Source organism: Streptomyces sp. NPDC024687 (genome assembly GCF_055559055.1).
This window is the reverse complement of the sequence record NZ_JBVHLJ010000004.1, coordinates 366,123-385,966: the sequence shown is the minus strand read 5'-3', so window position 1 is coordinate 385,966 and position 19,844 is coordinate 366,123. Positions and strand designations below refer to the sequence as shown.

The 19,844-nt window shown below is 70.5% G+C and carries 18 protein-coding genes; 11 read left to right on the top strand and 7 right to left on the bottom strand.

All coding sequences use genetic code 11. From position 1 onward, the window contains the following. Positions 1 to 57: 57 nt before the first annotated feature. Together ACZ39I_RS18425 and ACZ39I_RS18420 are read right to left on the bottom strand one after the other, a co-directional pair. Complete coding sequence (locus tag ACZ39I_RS18425) at positions 58 to 597, bottom strand: MarR family winged helix-turn-helix transcriptional regulator (protein WP_403666046.1); 540 nt, start codon at positions 595 to 597, stop codon at positions 58 to 60. Then, positions 594 to 2,207, bottom strand: a complete 1,614-nt coding sequence (locus ACZ39I_RS18420; protein ID WP_467245408.1) for an FUSC family protein — start codon at positions 2,205 to 2,207, stop codon at positions 594 to 596. The genes ACZ39I_RS18425 and ACZ39I_RS18420 overlap by 4 nt, the downstream gene beginning before the upstream one ends. A 159-nt stretch (positions 2,208 to 2,366) precedes the next feature. Between ACZ39I_RS18420 and ACZ39I_RS18415 the strand changes: the two genes are divergently transcribed. The 4 genes from ACZ39I_RS18415 to ACZ39I_RS18400 all read left to right on the top strand — a co-directional run bounded on the left by ACZ39I_RS18415 (position 2,367) and on the right by ACZ39I_RS18400 (position 5,445). Further along, complete coding sequence (locus ACZ39I_RS18415; RefSeq protein ID WP_467245407.1) at positions 2,367 to 2,897, top strand: DUF5134 domain-containing protein; 531 nt, start codon at positions 2,367 to 2,369, stop codon at positions 2,895 to 2,897. Positions 2,898 to 3,113: 216 nt separating this feature from the next. After that, positions 3,114 to 3,785 (top strand): phosphatase PAP2 family protein, encoded by a 672-nt coding sequence (locus ACZ39I_RS18410; RefSeq protein WP_467245406.1) that lies wholly within the window; start codon positions 3,114 to 3,116, stop codon positions 3,783 to 3,785. Positions 3,786 to 3,849: 64 nt separating this feature from the next. Then, complete coding sequence (locus tag ACZ39I_RS18405; RefSeq protein ID WP_467245405.1) at positions 3,850 to 4,542, top strand: HAD family hydrolase; 693 nt, start codon at positions 3,850 to 3,852, stop codon at positions 4,540 to 4,542. 228 nt (positions 4,543 to 4,770) lie between these two features. Continuing rightward, complete coding sequence (locus ACZ39I_RS18400) at positions 4,771 to 5,445, top strand: TetR/AcrR family transcriptional regulator (protein WP_467245404.1); 675 nt, start codon at positions 4,771 to 4,773, stop codon at positions 5,443 to 5,445. Here the strand turns inward: ACZ39I_RS18400 and ACZ39I_RS18395 are convergent. After that, the gene (locus tag ACZ39I_RS18395) at positions 5,433 to 6,935 is read right to left on the bottom strand and encodes an LVIVD repeat-containing protein (protein WP_467245403.1); all 1,503 of its coding nucleotides are present in this window, start codon (positions 6,933 to 6,935) and stop codon (positions 5,433 to 5,435) included. The two genes, ACZ39I_RS18400 and ACZ39I_RS18395, sit on opposite strands and share 13 nt — an antisense overlap. Before the next feature lie 119 nt (positions 6,936 to 7,054). Between ACZ39I_RS18395 and ACZ39I_RS18390 the strand changes: the two genes are divergently transcribed. After that, the gene (locus tag ACZ39I_RS18390; RefSeq protein WP_467245696.1) at positions 7,055 to 7,708 is read left to right on the top strand and encodes a DUF305 domain-containing protein; all 654 of its coding nucleotides are present in this window, start codon (positions 7,055 to 7,057) and stop codon (positions 7,706 to 7,708) included. Between the two features lie 27 nt (positions 7,709 to 7,735). Here the strand turns inward: ACZ39I_RS18390 and ACZ39I_RS18385 are convergent, their stop codons facing one another. Further along, positions 7,736 to 8,191 carry a DUF6214 family protein gene (locus ACZ39I_RS18385; RefSeq protein ID WP_467245402.1) on the bottom strand — a complete coding sequence of 152 codons (456 nt, stop codon included), beginning with the start codon at positions 8,189 to 8,191 and terminating at the stop codon, positions 7,736 to 7,738. Positions 8,192 to 8,350: 159 nt separating this feature from the next. On the opposite strand from ACZ39I_RS18385, the gene ACZ39I_RS18380 reads away from it, so the two are divergent. Both ACZ39I_RS18380 and ACZ39I_RS18375 read left to right on the top strand, forming a co-directional pair. Next, positions 8,351 to 9,691: an FAD-dependent oxidoreductase gene (locus tag ACZ39I_RS18380; protein ID WP_467245401.1), complete on the top strand. Its 1,341-nt coding sequence runs from the start codon at positions 8,351 to 8,353 to the stop codon at positions 9,689 to 9,691. 90 nt (positions 9,692 to 9,781) lie between these two features. Next, positions 9,782 to 11,170, top strand: a complete 1,389-nt coding sequence (locus tag ACZ39I_RS18375; RefSeq protein ID WP_467245400.1) for a nucleobase:cation symporter-2 family protein — start codon at positions 9,782 to 9,784, stop codon at positions 11,168 to 11,170. Here ACZ39I_RS18375 and ACZ39I_RS18370 read toward each other — a convergent pair. Further along, positions 11,090 to 11,443, bottom strand: coding sequence for an ArsR/SmtB family transcription factor (locus tag ACZ39I_RS18370; protein ID WP_467245399.1), 354 nt, complete (start codon positions 11,441 to 11,443; stop codon positions 11,090 to 11,092). The two genes, ACZ39I_RS18375 and ACZ39I_RS18370, sit on opposite strands and share 81 nt — an antisense overlap. A gap of 160 nt (positions 11,444 to 11,603) precedes the next feature. On the opposite strand from ACZ39I_RS18370, the gene ACZ39I_RS18365 reads away from it, so the two are divergent. Then, positions 11,604 to 12,683, top strand: coding sequence for an NADH:flavin oxidoreductase/NADH oxidase (locus ACZ39I_RS18365; RefSeq protein ID WP_467245398.1), 1,080 nt, complete (start codon positions 11,604 to 11,606; stop codon positions 12,681 to 12,683). Between the two features lie 336 nt (positions 12,684 to 13,019). Here the strand turns inward: ACZ39I_RS18365 and ACZ39I_RS18360 are convergent, their stop codons facing one another. Beyond that, the gene (locus tag ACZ39I_RS18360; RefSeq protein WP_467245397.1) at positions 13,020 to 14,321 is read right to left on the bottom strand and encodes an extracellular catalytic domain type 1 short-chain-length polyhydroxyalkanoate depolymerase; all 1,302 of its coding nucleotides are present in this window, start codon (positions 14,319 to 14,321) and stop codon (positions 13,020 to 13,022) included. A gap of 1,004 nt (positions 14,322 to 15,325) precedes the next feature. Between ACZ39I_RS18360 and ACZ39I_RS18355 the strand changes: the two genes are divergently transcribed. Both ACZ39I_RS18355 and ACZ39I_RS18350 read left to right on the top strand, forming a co-directional pair. Next, entirely contained in the window at positions 15,326 to 16,303 is a 978-nt protein-coding gene (locus tag ACZ39I_RS18355) for a pectate lyase family protein (protein ID WP_467245396.1), read from the top strand. Positions 16,304 to 16,347: 44 nt separating this feature from the next. Beyond that, positions 16,348 to 17,151 carry a pectate lyase gene (locus ACZ39I_RS18350; protein ID WP_467245395.1) on the top strand — a complete coding sequence of 268 codons (804 nt, stop codon included), beginning with the start codon at positions 16,348 to 16,350 and terminating at the stop codon, positions 17,149 to 17,151. 64 nt (positions 17,152 to 17,215) lie between these two features. Here the strand turns inward: ACZ39I_RS18350 and ACZ39I_RS18345 are convergent, their stop codons facing one another. Then, positions 17,216 to 17,974, bottom strand: a complete 759-nt coding sequence (locus ACZ39I_RS18345; protein ID WP_467245394.1) for a PaaX family transcriptional regulator C-terminal domain-containing protein — start codon at positions 17,972 to 17,974, stop codon at positions 17,216 to 17,218. Between the two features lie 75 nt (positions 17,975 to 18,049). Here ACZ39I_RS18345 and ACZ39I_RS18340 point away from each other — a divergent pair, with 75 nt between their 5' ends. Further along, positions 18,050 to 19,708: an acyl-CoA dehydrogenase family protein gene (locus ACZ39I_RS18340; protein WP_467245393.1), complete on the top strand. Its 1,659-nt coding sequence runs from the start codon at positions 18,050 to 18,052 to the stop codon at positions 19,706 to 19,708. Positions 19,709 to 19,844 lie beyond the last annotated feature (136 nt).

Genomic DNA, 19,844 nt, shown 5'->3' with positions numbered 1-19,844 from the left:
ATGGACCGCGTCAACAGGCAGCGGGCTTCGAAACTTCCGAAACCGCAGGTCGGAGGGTCAGACGCGCAGCACTCCCAGGCTGCCCTCCAGGCGGCCGAGCAGTTCCCCGAGCCGGGCGGCGAGTTCGTCCCGCGCCTCGGGCGTCAGCACTGACAGCACGGCCGTCTCGTACGCCAGTTGCTCGGGCAGGATCCCGTCGACCAGCTCACGGCCGGCCTCGGTGAGGCGGACGTGGGCCACGCGGCGGTCGCGGGTGTCGCCCCGGCGCTCCACCAGGCCCCGTTCGGTCAGCTGTTTGACGCGCTTGGTGACGGCGGCGCCGGAGGAGAAGGTCTCGCGGGCCAGGTCGCCGGGGGTGAGTTCGTGGCCGGTGCGGCGCAGCGCGCCGAGCAGGTCGAACTCGGGGCGGCTGAGCCCGGCCCGGCGCAGGGGGGCGTCCTCGGCCTGCTGGAGGAGGGCGGCACAGCGGTTGACGCGGCCGATGATCTCCATGGGGCCGGTGTCGAGGCCGGGGTGGACGGTCTGCCACTGCCGGACGACGGCGGCGACGGTGTCGTTTCTCGTCGGGTCCGCCGGTCGGCCGTTCGGTGCCGTCATGGACGTACGCCCTCCGCTCTGTGGTGCCGGATCGTCGCGGCGAGCGTACGGTGTGCGGCCTGCTCGACGCGCACGACCCTCTCCTGGGGCAGGGCGCGTTGCCACCATTCGCCGGACGCGGCCTCGACGGTGGCCCGCAGGTCGACCAGGGCGGTGGCGAGAGTGCGACGGGCCAGGTCGAGGGCACCGGGGGCAGGATGCGGCTCGGCCAGGAGGCGGGCCGTGTCGTCACGGGCGCCCTCCACGGCGGCCAGCGACTGCTCGACCCGATCGCCCGCGCGCCGGTTGGTGACCGCCAGGGCGGCGCCGAATCCGACCAGCGCCCCGACGAAGGTGTCCATGACCCGTTCGGTGATCAGCCGGCCCGGCTCCTGGTGACCGGCGAACTCGGTGATGAGCAGGGCCATCGGGGTCACGCAGACGCTGCCGAGCCAGTAGTTGCGGGCGATGAGCGCCTCCGCTCCGAAGTTGAAGGCCAGGCAGCACAGGACGAGAGCGGCGGGCCCGAGATGGGCGAGCGGGACGACGGCGGCGAACACCAACACCCCGACGAGGTTGCCGACGACCCGCTGGACGCCCCGACTCCAGGTGAGGGTGATGTTGGCCTGGTAGAGGGAGGCCGCGGTGACCAGGGCCCAGTAGGGGCGGCCGATGCCGAGAGCGAGGGAGGCGTACCCGGCGAGGGCGCAGCCCAGGGCGGTGCGTACGGCGATCGGGGCGAGCATGCGCCACACCGGGTGGGCCGGGGCGGCGAGTTCGATGTCCACGCCGAGGAGTTCGTCGTCGTCCGGCGCCTGCGGGACGGGGGCTGTGCCGCGCAGGTCGCGGGCCCAGGTGCGCAGACGGTCCGGGTCGGCGTCGGCGGGGGCGGCGAGGGCGACCTCGGCGCGGACGACGAGGCGTTCGAGGGCGCGCCGGGTTGCGGAGCGGGCTCCGGCCGACAGGAGGGTCTGCCAGGCGGCCTGGACGGCGGCGTGGGCGGTTCCACTCGCATGGGAGCGCGGGTTTTCCGCGTACGCGGCAGCCGCGTCCAGGGCGCGGGCGGTGGCCCGTCGCTCCGGGCCGTGCGGCCGCAGCAGGCCGGGGGCCATGCCGACCAGCCAGGCCCAGGCACCCGCCGCGAGGGCCAGGGCGAGGTGGCCGGGAACCTGGGCGAGGGTCTGCGGGGCGAACAGGGAGGCGGAGCTGATGAAGGTGAGGACCACGTGGCCCGGGGGGCCTATCCGGGTCGCGTCGCAGAGCGTCTTCTGTACGGCGGCCACCAGTGCGCCGACGGTGACCAGCACCATCGCGCTGCCGGTGAGCGAGGCGGCGACCAGGCCGACGCCGAGGCCGGCGACCATGCCGAGCACCACCCAGGCCAGGGCGCGGGCCCGGGCGGCGTAGGGCCGGTTGTGGGCGTACAGCGCACACAGGGACCCGGCCATGGTGTACATCGCCAGGTCGAGGCGGCCGAGGGCCAGCAGGAGCAGGTTGGACGGGGCGACCGCGACCACGACGCTCAGGGCGGGCTTGAACCAGATGTCGGAGGGCCTGCCGAGGCGCAGCACGCCGGCCATCGGGAGACGGCGTACGCGCGGGTTGTCGGTGTGGGGGGTCGCACTGCTCATGGTCAATACTTTAACAGGTGTTTTACCTGTGAACGATGTCGGGAACATCACCCTGACCTGCTGTGCTCCGCCGCACGCTCCCCGCGTACACCCTTGCGCTCGATTGCGCGCCGCATGGCCCGGGCATTCCTTGACCGACTGTCGAGCGGGGAGGTGGGCGTGCACGGACCGGCTTCGCCCGGCTGGCTGCTGGTCGCGCTCTGCGCGGCGACCGGGGTGTACTGCCTGCTGCGGATGCGCAGCAGCGTCGAGGAGCAGCGCCGGGCCGCGGGCGGTGAGGCGCTGATGGGCTTCGGGATGGCCGCGATGGCCGTACCGGCGGCCGTGTTCACGCCACCGGCGTGGGTCTGGCCGCTGTGCACGGCGGTGTTCGGCGGGGCCGCGCTGCGCGCACTGTGGGCGGCGCGCACGAGCACCCATCATCTGCATCACCTGGTGGGGGCGGGGGCCATGGTCTACATGGCGGTGGTGATGGCGGCCTCCCCCGGCCACCACGGCGGTTCGGGAGTCCCCGTAGTGACGGGCGTACTGCTCCTCTACTTCGCGGGATACGTCCTGCTCTCCGGCGCCCGCCTGATACCGGTGACCGCCGCCGGCGGCAGCGTCGGCTGGGGCGACCGTCCCGAACTCGCGCGGGCGTGCCGCCTGTCGATGGGCATCGCGATGGTGGCCATGCTGCTGACGCTCTGACGCGCGCGGCGACGCGCCCTCCTACGCGAACACCGACCACCGGGACAGCGACAGGCGGCGGCCGGGGCATACACCCACGGATCCCGGGGAACCCGGCACGACCATGCCCCCCAACGCGAGCAGCCGGACATGACCGCGGCCCCGGACCACGGACCGTCCGGCCCACCCGCGCCCCGGAATTCGCCCCCCACCGCACAGGTCGGCGAGGATCGCAGTATGCACACCCAGTCCGTCGATTCCCCGCCCCGCCCCCCGGAGCACCGGACCGCCGCCCGCGCGAGCGGTGTCCTCGCCCTGTGCTCGGTGCTGCTGCTCGTCCTGGTCGTGGCCAAGTGGCATCCGCTGCTCACCGTGGACGGCGACATCGCCGACACCTCCCACCGCTGGGCGGTCGACGAACCGGGGCTCACGCATGCCTTCCGCATCCTCACGGACTGGGTCTGGGACCCCTGGGCGATGCGCATCCTGGCAGCGGTCGCGGCGATCTGGCTGGTGTGGCGACGCAATGCCCGCTGGACCGCCGTATGGCTGGTGGCCACATGTGCGCTGGGCACGCTGCTCCAGCAGGTCCTGAAGGCCGCGGTCGGCCGCGAACGCCCCGTCTGGCGCGACCCCGTCGACACCGCGCACTTCGCGGCCTACCCGTCGGGCCACGCGCTCACGGCCATGGTCGTGTGCGGCCTCCTCCTGTGGCTCCTCCATCACTACGGCGTCGGCCGCGCTCTGTGGCTCACGGCCCTGACCCTCGCCGTGATCTCCGTCGTGGGCGTCGGCCTGACGCGCATCTGGCTGGGCGTCCACTGGCCCTCCGACGTCCTCGGCGGCTGGTTCCTGGGCGCCCTGCTTGTGACTCTGGCGGTGATGGTCCACCAGCGGTGTCGGCCGTGACCTACGGTCCAGGGCGGCTCCACGGCCATCGGGAGCCGTCCGTGCCGACCCGTAAGATCACCGTATGACTGCCGTCCTGTTCGACTTCTCGGGCACCCTCTTCCGGATCGAGTCCACCGACTCCTGGCTGAGGGCTGTCCTCGCCGAGGTGGGACTCACCCTCCCCGAGGCCGAGTTGACGCGGGCCGCGCGGGAGCTGGAGAAGGTGGGGGCGTTGCCCGGCGGGGTGGCACCCCGGGTGCCGATGCCGGACGAGCTCGCCGCCCTGTGGGCGATCCGGGACGAGAGCGCCGAGCTGCACCGGGCCGCGTACACCGGGCTTTCGCGGCTCGTCACGCTGCCGGATCCCGCGCTGCACGACGCTCTGTACGACCGGCACATGCTCCCCGCCGCCTGGCAGCCGTATCCCGATGCCGCCGAGGTGCTGCGCGCGCTGCGCGAGCGCGGGATCAAGGTGGGCGTGGTCAGCAACATCGGCTGGGACCTGCGTCCGGTCTTCCGCGCGCACGGGCTCGATCCGTATGTCGACGTGTATGTGCTGTCGTACGAACACGGCATCCAGAAGCCGGACCCCCGGCTGTTCAAGACCGCCTGCACGGCGCTCGGTGTCGAGCCCCGGGACGTCCTGATGGTCGGCGACGACCGGCGGGCGGACGGCGGTGCGGCGGCCCTCGGCTGCGCAGTGCACTTCGTGGATCATCTGCCGGCCGCACAGCGGCCCGACGCACTGCGGTCCGTCCTCGGCCTGGTGGGCTGACGGGCGGGATCGACGCCCGCGACCGGCACCGGAAAAAGTGTCCGAAAACCGGGTGGCCACCCCGCTGAGAAGGTCGCCCGAGCACACCATTGGGTCGTATGCTCGCCCACCCTGGACGATCCCCCGCGTCGCCCAGAGCAGGCGGCAGCCCCGACCAGGCCTTTTTCGGGCCGGTCCGGACGCACTGAGTATAGTTGGCTGATAGCCAGTCAACGCAGGAGTTACAGGATGTCCCCGCGCAGCGCCTCGGTCAATGAAGAGCTGCGCCGTCGTTCCCGGGAGCGGCTCCTGCAGGCGGCAGTCGAACTGGTCTCCGAGCGCGGTTACGAGGCGACGACCCTCGGCGACATCGCGGACCGGGCCGGATCGGCGCGCGGTCTGGTGTCGTACTACTTCCCCGGCAAGCGTCAACTCGTGCAGTCCGCCGTGCACCGGCTCATGCACCGCACGCTGGAGGAGGCACTGGAGCGCGAGCCGCGCTCCGAGGACGGCCGGGAGCGGATGGCCCGGGCCATCGACGCGATCCTGGGCCTGGCCCGGGACCGGACGGTGCTGATGCGCCAGCACATGGCGGGTCTGCTGGACACCGAGGGCTTCGTCGAGTGCCCGGAGCAGCAGCGCCTCGCCGAACTGCTGCGGGACACGATGGAGCGGCACGGTTCGCAGACGGTCGGGACCGACTATCCGATGCTGCGCTCGCAGCTCATGGGCGCGGTCTACGCGATGGTCCTGCCGAACGTCCCGATGTCGCTCACGACCCTGCGCGCCGAGCTGTTCACGCGTTACCGGCTCGACTGGGAGCAGGGCGTCCCGCCGGGCACCGGGGCACCCGACGGGACGTACGGCACGGACCTGTCGCGTTTCTTCGAGACGGGCCCGGAGCCCGTGGATCAGTCGAAGTAGTCAGGCTGCGTCTGGACGTTGAGCTCGCCGAGCCGCACCTTCCTGGCCGGGTTTGTGCGCTTGTCGCTGAGCTTCAGGACGTCGAAGCCCTTGGCGATGTCGTTGGAGTAGATGTAGCCGTTGTAGTAGTACGCCGACCAGGAGCCGCCCACCGTGAGCGCGCCGGTGGTCAGCGGGCCGCGCTCGAAGTACGCGATCTCCTTGGGCTTCGAGGAGTTGGTGAAGTCCCAGACGGAGACGCCGCCCTGGTACCAGGCCTGGACCATGAGGTCCTTGCCCTTGACCGGGATCAGCGAGCCGTTGTGGGCCACGCAGTTCTCGGTGCCGGCCTGGTGGCGCGGGATCTTGTAGTAGCTGCGGAAGACGAGCTTGCGCTTGTCGCCCTTGCCGACGATGTCGTAGACGCCGTCGGCGCCGCGGTTCGGACCGATCTCCGCGTTGCAGGTGGCCGCACCGCCGCCGCCCAACTCGTCGGTGAAGACGACCTTGTTCGCCTTCTGGTTGAAGGTCGCCGAGTGCCAGAACGCGAAGTTCACGTTGTCCTGCACCCGGTCGATGACCTTCGGGTGCTCGGGGTCCTTGATGGAGAACAGGATGCCGTCACCCATGCAGGCGCCCGCCGCCAGATCCTTGTCCGGGAGCACCGTGACGTCGTGGCAGCCGGTGGTCTTGGAGACGCCCGGGTTGGTGGGCGAACCGGGGTTGCCGCCGCCGTCGGGGCCCTCGCCGGGGAAGAGCACCGGGAAGTTGACGACCGCCGCCTTCTCGGGGGCGTTGCGCGGCACCTTGATGACGGAGATGCCGTCGTGCGGCGGTTGGCAGTCGGGGTAGGTCGCGTTCGGCGAGTACGAGGAGACGTAGAGGTAGACGTTCTTGCGCTCGGGCACCAGGGTGTGGGTGTGCGAGCCGCAGGCGGTCTCCACGGCGGCGACGTACTTCGGGTTGCTCTTGTCGCTGATGTCGAAGACCTTCATGCCCTCCCACGACGACTTCTCGGTCGCGGGCTGGGTGGTGCTGCTGCAACTGCTGTCGCTGCGCGAGGAGTCGGTGGACAGGAACAGCAGGTTCCCGGAGACGGAGATGTCGTTCTGCGAGCCGGGGCACAGCACCTGGGCGATCGTCTTCGGCGCCTTCGGGTTGCCGATGTCGAAGATGCGGAAGCCGTCGTAGTTGCCGGAGAAGGCGTACTTGCCCTGGAACGCCAGGTCCGAATTGGTGCCGGGCAGTGCGTCCTTGGGGATGTTGACGAGGTGTTCGATGTTGTCGGAGTGGACGATCTCGTCCTGGCCGGGTATCTCGCCGTCGGCGATCGCCGCCTTCACCTCGGCTTTGGTGCTCTTGGAGACCTCCTTGCCCGCCGCCGGGCTGTCCCCGGGGTCGGGGGTCGCGGCGGCCGGGCCCGCGGTCAGCAGCGCGGCCAGGAGACCCACGGCGGCCGTGGCAACTCCCAGTCGTCTGTGCCGGGTTCGGGAATCTTTCAACAGGATCACTGTTTCCTCCCTGTGCCGTTCATGTGGAACGGTTCACACGTCCCCGCAGTATCGTCTTCACCATGCACAGATCAACAGAGGGCAACGAACCTGTAATGAAGGGACCATGGGTGGCCACTGTGCTCTTCCGCCGCGCTCCGTACGCGACGGCCGCTCTGGCCGCTCTGGCCGCTCTCGCAGCCCTGACCCTCGGAGGCTGCGACTCCGGGGCGGACCCGAAGTCCCCCCCGGCGACCGGGCCTTCGGTGCTGGTGCCCGGCAAGCCCGGTGAGGCGAACCGCACCCTGTCCGCCGAGGACGCACAGGAGCAGCGGGCCGACGACGACACGCCCAACTCGGCGGACGTCTCGTACGTGCGGATGATGATCGCGCACCACGCCCAGGCCCTGGAGCTGACCGAACTGGCACCGCAACGGGCCGGGTCGGCGAAGCTCAAGGCCCTCGCCGAGCGGATCTCGGCCGCACAGGGACCGGAGATCAGCGCGATGAGGGCCTGGCTGAAGGAGTACGGCCAGTCCGAGAAGAGCGACGGCCACGCGCACGCCACGATGCCCGGCATGGCGACCGAGGCGCAGGTCGAGAAGTTGCGCGCGGCGAAGGGGAAGGCCTTCGACGAGCTCTTCCTCACCCTGATGATCACTCACCACGAGGGGGCGATCACCATGGCGACGGACGTGAAGGGGCAGGGCAACAACGTCCGGATCGAGGAGATGGCCGACGACGTGGTGGCCCAGCAGACGAGCGAGATCAACCGGATGCGGGACATGCTCTGAACGGCGTGCTCCAGCGAACTCGGCAGTTCAGCGCCGCGCGTGACGTGGCGTCAGGAATCCCGCGTCGCGCGCCTGGGAGATGAGCCGGAGCGACCTGCGGCGGCTGTGCCCGGTCGCGCACATCACGGCGAGGACCGGGTCGACGCCGTCCTCCTGGGCGGCCCGGTACTCCTCGGCGATCAGCCGGCGCCCTTCCATGCCACGCGGCCAGGCGGGCCGGGCACGGCTGCCCACCTGCTCCGCGGCGCCGGGAGGCGCCACTCCACAGGCCTCGAACAGCGGGCCCTCGATCCAGTCGCCGAGGGCGCCCAGGTCCTCGAGCGACAGCGCCGGCTGTGCCCGTACGTCCTCCAGGGACACGCCGCCCTCGGCCACCACCGCGAGCGTGTCCACCCGGGCACCGTCGGTGAAGGCGAGCCGGACGTGGAACCACGTCATCGTGCCCCCGTCCTCCCGCACTTCCCACGCGGGCCACACGGACACGCTGCCGTCCGTCGGACAACGATCAGAAAGATTAAGAAAGGATGCTTCTAGCACACACGCAACGTAACCGCATGATCACACCCTCTACTGACGGACACGCGTGCGCATGCCGCGCGCAGCACCCTGTCAGCGGAGCGGTGGCGGTGCGATCCTGGAAACATGCGTGTCGCCGTCGTCGGCTCCGGGCCCAGCGGGTGCTACACCGCCCAGAGCCTCGTCCAGGAGGACCCGGACGTGCTCGTCGACGTCCTGGACCGGCTGCCGTGCCCGTACGGCCTGGTGCGCTACGGCGTGGCACCGGACCACGAGAAGATCAAATCGCTCCAGAACAACCTGCGGGCCGTCCTGGAGCACGAGCGGGTGCGGTTCCTCGGCGGTGTGGAGGTCGGCCCCGGCGGGATGCCGGCCGCACGGCTGCGCGAGCTGTACCACGCCGTCGTGTACTGCGTGGGCGCCGCGACCGACCGGCATCTCGGGATCCCGGGCGAGGAGCTGCCGGGCAGCTGGTCGGCGACGGAGTTCGTGTCCTGGTACAGCGCGCATCCCGACTCCACGGCCGACGGTTTCGTGGCCGGCGCCCGGTCGGCGGTGGTCATCGGTGTGGGCAACGTCGCCGTGGACGTGACGCGGATGCTGGCGCGCGGGACGACCGAGCTCAGCCCGACCGACATCCCGCATCCGGCACTCACCGCGCTGGCGGCCAGCCGGGTGACGCAGGTCCACATGGTGGGCCGGCGGGGCCCTTCCCAGGCCCGCTTCACCACCAAGGAGCTGCGCGAGCTGGGTTCACTGCCGGACACCGAAGTGGCCGTCCAGCCGGAGGAGTTGGCGCTGGACCCGGCGTTCCTCGACCCCGCTCCCCTGCCGGCACCGCAGCGCCGCAACGTGGAGGTGCTGCGCGGCTGGGCGGCCGCGGAGTCACGGCCGTCCTCCCGCAGGATCTCGCTGCGCTTCTTCCTGCGTCCGGTCGAACTCCTCGCCGACGGCGGCCGCGTGGGCGCGGTCCGCTTCGAAAGGACGGTGCCGGACGGGCATGGCGGCGTGCGCGGCACGGGTGAATTCGAGGAGATCGAGGCACAGTTGGTGCTGCGCTCGGTGGGCTACCGGGGGATGCCGGTGCAGGGGCTGCCGTTCGACGCGGAGAGCGGCACGGTGCCCAACGTCGACGGCCGTGTCGTGCAGGGCGGTTCCGCGGTCCCGGGAGAGTACGTGGCCGGCTGGATCAAGCGCGGCCCGACAGGCGTGATCGGCACCAACCGCCCGGACGCCAAGGAGACGGTGACCTCGCTGCTCGAGGACGCCCCCACGCTCGTACACAACGAACTGCGCGAGGACCCGCTCGACGCACTGCGGGCAGCCGCGGCCGAAGTGGTGGAGTGGGCGGGCTGGTGCGCCATCGAACGAGCGGAGGCACAGCTCGGCGCGTCACTGGGCCGGGGTGTGGTGAAGCTCCCGGACTGGCAGTCCCTGATGAACGCGGTGCACGGCACTGCTTCTTAGGGCGCGTGCACCGCCCTGACCCGCACCTGGCAACGAACCGGCAACACCCCCGCAATCAACAAACTGTTCAACACGTTTACGGTCTCGGACATGGCTCAAACCACCGCTGTGCATCCCGTGGACGAAGTACCCCCGGTACGGCAGCTCGCCGCCTTCGGCCTCCAGCACGTCCTCGCGATGTACGCGGGCGCCGTGGCCGTTCCCCTGATCGTCGGCGGCGCGATGAAGCTGTCTCCGGCGGACCTGGCATATCTGATCACCGCCGATCTACTGGTGTGCGGCATCGCCACACTCATCCAGTGCGTCGGCTTCTGGCGCTTCGGCGTACGGCTCCCGATCATGCAGGGCTGTACCTTCGCGGCCGTGTCCCCGATGGTCCTGATCGGCACGACGGGCGGCGGACTCCCGGCGATCTACGGCTCGGTGATCGTCGCGGGTCTCGCGATCATGCTGCTCGCACCGGTCTTCGGCAAGCTGCTCCGCTTCTTCCCGCCGCTGGTCACAGGCACGGTGATCCTGATCATCGGCATCTCCCTGCTGCCCGTCGCGGGCAACTGGGTGGCGGGCGGCGTCGGGTCGGCCGACTTCGGCGCGCCGAAGAACATCGCGCTGGCCGTGTTCGTCCTGGCGGTGGTGCTGGGGGTGCAGCGGTTCGCGCCGGCGTTCCTGAGCCGGATCGCGGTACTGATCGGCATCGTGGTGGGTCTGGTGGTGGCCCTTCCCTTCGGGTTCACGGACTTCGACGGGGTCGGGGACGCGGACTGGGTCGGGATCAGCACGCCGTTCCACTTCGGGGCGCCCACCTTCGAGTTCTCGGCGATCGTGTCGATGCTGGTCGTGGCGCTGGTGACGATGACCGAGACGACCGGCGACCTGATCGCGGTCGGCGAGATGGCGGATCGCGGGGTCGAGCCGCGTTCCCTCTCGGACGGCCTGCGCGCCGACGGCCTGTCGACCGTGCTCGGCGGCGTCTTCAACACCTTCCCCTACACGGCCTACGCCCAGAACGTGGGCCTCGTCGGCATGACCAGGGTGCGTAGCCGCTGGGTCGTCGCCACGGCCGGCGGCATCCTGGTCCTGCTGGGCCTGCTGCCCAAGCTGGGCGCGGTGGTCGCGGCGGTACCCGCGCCGGTGCTCGGTGGGGCGGGCCTGGTGATGTTCGGTACGGTCGCGGCGAGCGGCCTGCGGACCCTGACCCAGGTGGACTTCAAGGGCAACCACAACCTGACGGTGGTGGCCGTCTCGGTGGCCATGGGCGTGCTGCCGGTCGGCGTGCCGACGATCTACGAGAAGTTCCCCGACTGGTTCCAGACGGTGATGAACAGCGGCATCAGCGCGGGCTGCCTGACGGCGATCGTGCTGAACCTGCTCTTCAACCACCTGCCCTCGAAGACCGCGTCAGGCGCTCCCGACCCGGACGGCCTGGCGGGTGGCGGCGTCGAGGAGGCTGTCGAGAAGCCCCGGGAAGAGATCGTCTAGGTCGTCCCGGCGCAGACCGTTCATCTTGGCCGTGCCCCGGTAGACCTGCCGGATCACTCCGCTCTCGCGCAGCACCCGGAAGTGGTGGGTGGTCGTCGACTTGGTGACGGGCAGATCGAAGTGCGAACAGGAGAGCTCGTCGCTGACCGCGGCGAGCTCTCGCACGATCCGCAGGCGCATCGGGTCGGAGAGGGCGTGCAGGACGCCCTCCAGCCGGATCTCGCCGCGCTCCGGGTGCGGAAGGGTACGACTGCTGACGGCAGGGGAGGTCACGGCGGCTCCACTTCTCCAGGCTTCCCGGGGCTCTGCCGACTCGGGACCGGCCCTCGGGGACCCCCATTGTACGAGACCTCTCGTAGTTTGACATCCGACGTACTACGATGCCTATCGTACGAGTCGACCAGCACCGGTCCCGTGACGATTGGAACCCGCCGTGAGCGCACTCTTCGAGCCCTTCACCCTCCGCGACGTGACGATCCCGAACCGGGTGTGGATGCCGCCGATGTGCCAGTACTCGGCCGCTCCGGACGGCCCCGGGATCGGCGCCCCCGACGACTGGCACTTCGCGCACTACGCGGCCCGCGCGGCCGGCGGGACGGGCCTGATCATCGTCGAGGCCACCGGCGTCAGCCCCGAGGGCTGCATCTCCCCCTACGACCTCGGCATCTGGAACGACACCCAGGTCGAGGCGTTCCGCCGCATCACCCGCTTCCTGGTCTCCCAGGGCACGGTGCCGGGAATCCAGCTCGCCCACGCAGGCCGCAAGGCGTCCACCGACCAGCCGTGGAAGGGCGGCGCGCCGCTCGCCCCGGACGCGGGGGGCTGGCAGCCGCTGGGCCCGAGTGCGCTGGCCTACGACGAGAGGCACCCCGTCCCCACAGAGCTGACGTCCAATCAGATCGCCGAGGTGGTCGGTCAGTTCGCGGACGCGGCCCGTCGCGCGCTCGCCGCCGGTTTCGAAGTCGCCGAGATCCACGGCGCCCACGGCTATCTCATCGGCAACTTCCTCTCCCCGCACAGCAATCACCGCACCGACGAGTACGGCGGCTCGTACGAGAACCGCACCCGCTTCGCGCTCGAGGTCGTCGACGCGGTGCGCGAGATCTGGCCCGACGACAAGCCCCTCTTCTTCCGCATCTCGGCGACCGACTGGCTGGAGGAGGGCGGCTGGACCCCGGACGACACCGTCCGCTTCGCCCACGACCTCCAGGCCCACGGCATCGACCTCCTGGACGTCTCCAGCGGCGGCAACGCGTCCGGCGTCCGCATCCCGGTCGAACCCGGTTACCAGGTCCCCTTCGCCGCCCGCGTCAAGGCGGAGACCACCCTCCCGGTCGCCGCGGTCGGCCTCATCACGGACACCGAACAGGCCGAGAAGATCCTCTCCAACGGCGAGGCGGACGCGGTGCTGCTGGGCCGCGAGCTGCTGCGGAACCCGTCCTGGGTCCGGCATGCGGCACGCGAGCTGGGCGGGGAGGTGCGGGTGCCGGACCAGTACCACCGGTCCGTGTGACGCCGATTCCGTAGGGGAATGGGTCCGGCATCCCTTTCGGGCGCGTCCGCCGAGCGGATCGACGGCGCGTCAATCGCGACAACTTCACACGCGGCCTGCACGCCGGCAGGGCCTCAGTTGATCACCGTCGGTTCAGGGTGGTCGGCCTGAGACACCTGCCATCCTGCCTGCGGCTCGCGCTCGGTTCGATCGCCCTCCCTCTCGGAGGAGGCCCCGAGCATGGAGCCGCGAATCGTCCTGGACATCCTGGGCGCGGCAAGCGGCACGCCGTCCGGCGGGACGCCCGTGCACTGCGCCGGAATGCCCCGCCGGAGGACCGCGATGGCCGGTGAGTCCTCAACTCGATGTGCAGGTCGCTCCGTTGAGAGTGAAGCCAGCCGGAGCCGCGCTGTTCCCGCTGTGGTTCGCCTGATAGCCGATGCTGACGCTCGCGTTCGGCGCCAGCGTGCCGTTGTACGTCGCGTTCGTCGCCGTCACCGCCCCGGAGGACGGGGTGTAGGTGGCACCCCAGCCGTTGGTGACGGTCTGTCCGGCGGGGAGGGTGAAGGCCAGCTTCCAGCCGTTGACCGTCGTCGTGCCCGTGTTGGTGACAGTGACCGATGCGGTCAGGCCGGTGTTCCAGGCGTTCGTCGTGGCCGTCACCTTGCAGGCGCCGGGTTGGGGCTGGGGCTCGGGCGCGGGGCCGCCGGCGTTCAGGCCGAAGAAGGTCAGGGCGCGGTCGGCCATGCCCCAGCTGTACAGGTTGTGGCCGACGCCCTGGAGGCTGATCGCCTCGACGGGGGCGCGGTCACCGGTGGCGCCGTAACGGGTGCGGGTCCAGCCGGAGACGGGCGAGTCGGTGGCGGCGGGCGTCTGGCTGACGCCGAGGACGTTCGTCCACTCCTTGATCTCCTCGCCGAAGTTCGGGTAGCGCAGCACGTCGTCCTCGGTGCCGTGCCACACCTGCATGCGCGGCCGGGGGCCGGTGTAGCCGGGGTAGGCGGCGCGGACCAGGTCACCCCACTCCTGCGGGGTGTGGGTGATGGTGCCGCCCGAGCAGGCGCTGTTCCACTCGGAGCCGTCCGTCGTCGCGAAGCAGCCGAAGGGGACGCCGGAGAACGCCGCGCCCGCCGCGAACACGTCCGGGTAGTCGCCCAGCAGGACGTTCGTCATCATCGCGCCGGAGGAGATGCCGGTGGCGTAGATCCTGCCGGTGTCGGCGGAGTAGCTGTTCACGGTCCAGTCGATCATCGACTTGATGCCGACGGGGTCGCTGCCGCCGCCCCGCTTCAGCGCCTGCGGGGAGGACACGTCGAAGCACTTGCTGGACCGGGTGACCGAGGGGTAGATCACCACGAAGCCGTAGGTGTCGGCCAGTTGGGCCCACTCGGTGCCGTTGTACATGGCCGGGCCCGAGCCGGTGCAGTAGTGCACGGCGACGACGACCGCCGGGTGCGCGGTGACGTTCTGCGGCACGTACAGGTACATCTGGAGGTTGCTGGGATTGGCACCGAAGCCGGTGACCTCGGTGAGGGTCGCCGTGGGGACGGCCTCCGTGCGGGCCGATGCGGTGGGAACGGCGGCGAAGAGCGCCGCCGCGAGTAAGGCCAGCAGGGTCGGCAGTACGGAACTCAGCGGTCTCCTGGAGGTGGTGGACACGTCCTTGCCCCTCTCTTTCGGAAGGATCGGCAGAATGAGTTGATCTGGGTCAACGGGGCGAGTCGCCGCGGCAGTTGGGAGTAGGTGAGACAGCTCGACGTGTCGGGAGATCGTGCCGACCGAGCACAACCGCTTCGGCCTGTTCGAGGTGAGCCACGTGTACCGCGTCGCCGGGACCGCAAATTGCCTGACGCTGGTGGAGGCCCTGGCGACCGACTCCGACTGGCGCCGCTGGTTCCGCGCCTGGACCGCGGCTTCTTGCGTGCGATGGGGAAGCCCCGGGGCACGGCCGCATACCGGCCGCCGTGTCCGGGTGAGTACCCAAGGGGGTCAGGGGCGCCTCGGCCGCCTGCCACCAGCCGACGAGGCTCGCATGGGCGAGGCTCCACGCGCCGGCGGGGTCCGAGGTTGCCATGTGGACGTGCCGGCGATACCTGTACCGGAAGACAGCCGGGCCCTTCACGGAGACGATCGGCCGGCCGGTGTCCCGATCGGGGTCGTTCAGCGGGTCGGCGGAGATCCAGCCGAAGAACTCCGGCAGCGGGTCGGCCCGGTCGCCCGCGACCGCAGGCCCGGGAGCGAGCGACGGCAATCCCGGAGCGAGCAAGGTGAGCACCGAGCCGCCGACAGACGTACGCATGTGTGGAGTCGCCACCGACTCACCCTCTCGGAAGCTCTCGGAGGTCCTCGGAAATCCCGCGGAAGGGAAGCGTCCGGCGAGCATCGTGGCATGCACATGGCCGCCATGGAAGCGCTCCCACACGTCGAAAGAATTCGCTCGCCCCCACCGCCGCCTCCCCCACCTGGGCGACCGAATGTCTTCTGCGCAAAGCGTTGACCAGAAAGCGCTTACCCTCTACGTTCCGTTCAGCGATGTGATCGACCCACTCCACCTGGGTCACACATTGCGGCTCTGCGCTGCATACACGATTCAACATGGAGAACAGCTTTCACGTATATGACCAACCAGGCGTCAGGCAGGCGCCACGAAGGGACGCACCCGCATGCGTACTCGCCCCCCACGTACACAAGCGCAAAGATCCGCTCTTGCCGCCGGTGCGGTCGCGCTCGCGACGGCGGCCGCGCTGGCCGTCCCTCAGTCGGCCGCGGCCGCCGAGACCTCCCCCATCGGTTTCGGCGCCGGAACGACCGGCGGCGGCAGCGCCTCCGCGGTCACCGTCTCCACGCTGAGCGCCTTCAAGACGGCCGTCACCGGCAGCACGGCGAAGGTCGTCAAGGTCAACGGCCTGATCTCGCTGAGCGGCTCGGTCGATGTCGGCTCCAACACCACGGTGCTGGGTGTCGGTTCGTCGTCCGGGTTCACCGGCGGCGGACTGCGGCTGAAGAAGGTCACGAACGTCGTGGTCCGCAACCTGAACATCAGCAAGCCCCTCGCGCCGGCCGACGGCATCGAGGTGCAGGCCTCGACGAAGGTGTGGATCGACCACAACTCCTTCTCGGCGGACCGAGATCACGACAAGGACTACTACGACGGGCTGCTGGACATCAACCACGGCTCCGACAACGTCACGGTGTCCTGGAACACCTTCAAGGACCACTTCAAGGGCTCGCTCGTCGGCCACAGCGACAACAACGCGAGCCAGGACACCGGCCACTTGAAGGTGACGTACCACCACAACTGGTTCAACAACGTCAACTCGCGCATCCCCAGTCTGCGCTTCGGCACCGGGCACTTCTACGACAACTACGTCGTCGGCGCCGAGACCGCGGTGCACTCGCGCATGGGCGCCCAGATGCTCGTGGAGAACAACGTCTTCCGGAGCACCGGAGTCGCTGTCACCACGAACCGGAACAGTGACGTGGACGGCTACGCCAACCTGCGCGGCAACGACCTCGGTGGAGCCGCCACCGAGATCTCCCAGGTCGGCACCTTCACCACCGCTCCGTACAGCTACACCGCCGAGCCCGCCTCCTCCGTCGTCACCTCGGTGACGGGCGGCGCGGGCGCCGGAAAGCTCTGACACCCCCACACATCCACCCCCAGCATGGAAGAAGGATTCGGGACATGACTTCTTCGGCACGTCCACGCGCGCGCAGGCGCGCGCTGACCGGAGCCATGGCCGCACTCGGCCTCTCGGTTGGCATGATCATGACACTCAATGCGCCGACGGCCAGCGCCGCCACCTGGCCGACCGCGAACGGCAGCCAGGGGGTCTCCTCGACCATCCAGCTGTCCGGCACCAAGGACTACGGGATGAAGCGCCTGTACGGCACGGGCGACCTAGGCAGCGACAACCAGGACGAGGACCAGGGGCCGATCCTGAACCTGGCCGCCGGGACCGTCCTGAAGAACGTCATCATCGGGGCTCCCGCCGCCGACGGCATCCACTGCGCGGGCAGCTGCACGCTGCAGAACGTGTGGTGGGAGGACGTCGGCGAGGACGCGGCGACGTTCCGAGGCTCCTCGTCGTCGAACGTGTACACCGTCTCCGGCGGTGGCGCGCGGTCGGCCAGCGACAAGGTGTTCCAGTTCAACGGCGCCGGGACGCTCAACGTCTCCAACTTCGCGGTGCAGAACTTCGGCACCTTCGTGCGGTCCTGCGGCAACTGCTCGACGCAGTACAAGCGGACGATCAACCTCAACACCATCGAGGCGACCTACTCGGGCAACAAGCTCGTCGGCATCAACACCAACTACGGCGACAGCGCGACCCTGAAGAAGATCACGATCGTGGGCGACTCCAGCAAGAAGATCATCCCGTGCCAGAAGTACATCGGGAACAACTCGGGCAAGGAGCCGACCACGAACGGCTCCGGACCTGACGGTACGTACTGCAAGTACGCGGCCTCGGACATCACCTACAAGTAGCCGCTCGGCTGCTGAAGGCGGCCGTACGAAGCGTCACCGCACGGCGCTTCGCACGGCCGCCGTGTCATGTGCGGAGCTGGTGCTGGGGCACGGTGTCCGCCAGTTCCCGCTGATAGGCCGCGTACGCGGAGCGCAACCGCGCGCCCGGCCAGTCGGGCGGCAGGAGGCCGGGCGGCAGCACCGGATCGGTCAGCAGCTGCCGTACGACCGCCGCGAAGCCGGCGAGCCGGTCCGCGGGCCGGTCCGCGCGGGCGACATGGGCGAGCAGCGCCCGGGAGTCGGCCGACCAGCGGTCGAGGGGCCACAGCGCGGCGGCCAGCTCGGGGCCGGAACGGTCCGGGCGGGCCGTGTAGCGCTGGGCTACCCCGTCGAGGACGTCGGGGAGCGGTCGCAGCAGGTTGGCGGGGCGCAGCCAGACACCCTCGCGGAGTTCGGCGAGCCGCAGGGCGGTCAGCCGGGCGCGCATCTCGGCGCGTTCGGCCGGTCCACGGCCCGTCGCGGTGATCACGACCATCTCCCAGTCGCCGCTCCACGCGCGCGTGCGGGGGTGCACGGAGTCGTCCTGACGGCGCTGACGAGCCAGCAGCCGGTCGCTGAGGCCGTAGACGGTGTCGGCGCGCCGCAGGTCACCGGCGCTGACCATCCGGCTGAGCGCGGCACGCAGCGTGGAGCCGCCGATCCCGAACGGCTCCACCGCGCGGACCAGGTCCTTCACCGCCATCTCCGGCGGATGCGCGCCGAGCAGCAGGCTCAGCACGACCGACCGGGCGGACAGTGGCCGCAGGTCGACCTCGCCGGGCTGCTCCGACACGTTCCTCCGCATGGTCACGTACTGTACGACCGGCTTCCTCTTGTTGCACTATTGCTACGGTCGCAGGCTGCGTGCAACATGGAGTCCATGGTCTCCCTTCCCGCGCCCGACCGAGCCACCGCGACCCACGCCGTCACCAACCAGCCCCCTCCCCTGGCCCCCTACGACGCCTCCGACGACCCCGTCCTGCTGGAAGGGCTGCGCCGCGAGGGCGCCGACTGGGCCGAGGAGGGTCTGAGGCGGCTCGGTCTGCGGGCCGGCAGTGCCGAGGCCCAGGAGTGGGCGGACCAGGCCAACCGGCACGAGCCGGCGCTGCGCACGCACGACCGGTACGGCAATCGGGTCGACGAGGTCGACTTCCATCCGAGCTGGCACCACCTGATGCGGACCGCCGTCGCCGAGGGCCTGGCCGGCACACCGTGGGCGGAGGACCGTACCGGCGCCCATGTCGCACGCACGGCGGGCGGCCTGGTGTGGGGACACACGGACGCGGGCCACGGCTGTCCGACGTCGATGACGTACGCGGCGATCCCGGCGCTGCGCAGGGAGCCCGAGCTGGCGAAGGTCTACGAGCCGCTGCTGACCGGCCGCGAGTACGAGCCGGAGCTCAGGGTGCCGACCGAGAAGCGGGGCCTGCTCGCCGGCATGGGGATGACCGAGAAGCAGGGCGGCTCCGACGTCCGGACGAACACCACGACGGCCACCCCCACCGCGGAGCCCGGCGTGTACACGCTGCGCGGGCACAAGTGGTTCACGTCGGCGCCGATGTGCGATGTGTTCCTGGTGCTGGCGCAGGCGCCCGGCGGGCTGTCGTGCTTCCTCGTCCCGCGCGTCCTGCCGGACGGCAGCCGCAACACCTTCCGCATCCAGCGCCTCAAGGACAAGCTCGGCAACCGGTCGAACGCCTCCTCCGAGCCCGAGTTCGACGGGACGGTGGCCTGGCTGGTCGGACCCGAGGGCCAGGGCGTCAAGACGATCATCGAGATGGTCAACTGCACGAGGCTGGACTGCGTGATGATGTCGGCGACCCTGATGCGCAGGACCCTCGTCGAGGCGGGTCACCACGCCCGGCACCGCAGCGCGTTCGGCGCCCGGCTGATCGACCAGCCGCTGATGCGCAACGTCCTGTCCGACCTGGCGCTGGAGTCCGAGGCCGCGACCACCCTCACGCTACGGCTGGCGGGCGCCGCCGACCGGGCCGTGCGCGGGGACACCGGCGAGCAGGCGTTCCGCCGTATCGCCACCGCGGTCGGCAAGTACTGGGTCACCAAGCGGGGTCCGGCCTTCACGGCGGAGGCCCTGGAGTGCCTCGGCGGCAACGGCTACGTGGAGGACTCCGGCATGCCCCGGCACTACCGGGAGGCGCCCCTGCTGTCGATCTGGGAGGGGTCCGGCAACGTCAACGCCCTCGACGTCCTGCGGGCGTTGCGCCGGGAGCCGGACACCGCTCAGGCGCTGTTCGGCGAACTCGCCCTGGCCCAGGGGGCGGACGCCCGCCTGGACACGGCCGTCGCCCGCCTCAAGGACCTGCTGGTAACGGCGTCCGAGGCGGGTGCGCGCCGGCTGGTGGAGTACATGGCCCTGACGCTCCAGGCCTCCCTCCTGGTCCGGCACGCCCCGCCGGCGGTCGCCGACGCGTTCTGCGCGAGCCGGCTCGGCGGCGACTGGGGGCACGCCTTCGGCACCCTGCCCGACGCCGCGGACCTGGACGCGATCCTCGGGAGGGCCCTGCCCGGCGGCGAGTGAGGCCGTGCCGGGGCCGTTTCTGCTCGCGCTGGTGGTGAGCGGGCAGGTCACACCGGATCGGGACGACCGGGTCCTTGACGTCCTGACCGAGAGTCCGGGCCGCTGGAGTTGCCGACGGCACTGAGCACCGCGCCAT

What these genes read in the sequence shown, in the direction of transcription:
- ACZ39I_RS18425 (WP_403666046.1), bottom strand. Translation starts at nt 597, where the DNA reads ATGACGGCACCGAACGGCCGACCGGCGGACCCGACGAGAAACGACACC.
- ACZ39I_RS18420 (WP_467245408.1), bottom strand. Translation starts at nt 2,207, where the DNA reads ATGAGCAGTGCGACCCCCCACACCGACAACCCGCGCGTACGCCGTCTC.
- ACZ39I_RS18410 (WP_467245406.1), top strand. Translation starts at nt 3,114, where the DNA reads ATGCACACCCAGTCCGTCGATTCCCCGCCCCGCCCCCCGGAGCACCGG.
- ACZ39I_RS18405 (WP_467245405.1), top strand. Translation starts at nt 3,850, where the DNA reads ATGACTGCCGTCCTGTTCGACTTCTCGGGCACCCTCTTCCGGATCGAG.
- ACZ39I_RS18400 (WP_467245404.1), top strand. Translation starts at nt 4,771, where the DNA reads ATGTCCCCGCGCAGCGCCTCGGTCAATGAAGAGCTGCGCCGTCGTTCC.
- ACZ39I_RS18380 (WP_467245401.1), top strand. Translation starts at nt 8,351, where the DNA reads ATGCGTGTCGCCGTCGTCGGCTCCGGGCCCAGCGGGTGCTACACCGCC.
- ACZ39I_RS18375 (WP_467245400.1), top strand. Translation starts at nt 9,782, where the DNA reads ATGGCTCAAACCACCGCTGTGCATCCCGTGGACGAAGTACCCCCGGTA.
- ACZ39I_RS18355 (WP_467245396.1), top strand. Translation starts at nt 15,326, where the DNA reads ATGCGTACTCGCCCCCCACGTACACAAGCGCAAAGATCCGCTCTTGCC.
- ACZ39I_RS18350 (WP_467245395.1), top strand. Translation starts at nt 16,348, where the DNA reads ATGACTTCTTCGGCACGTCCACGCGCGCGCAGGCGCGCGCTGACCGGA.
- ACZ39I_RS18345 (WP_467245394.1), bottom strand. Translation starts at nt 17,974, where the DNA reads ATGCGGAGGAACGTGTCGGAGCAGCCCGGCGAGGTCGACCTGCGGCCA.
- ACZ39I_RS18340 (WP_467245393.1), top strand. Translation starts at nt 18,050, where the DNA reads ATGGTCTCCCTTCCCGCGCCCGACCGAGCCACCGCGACCCACGCCGTC.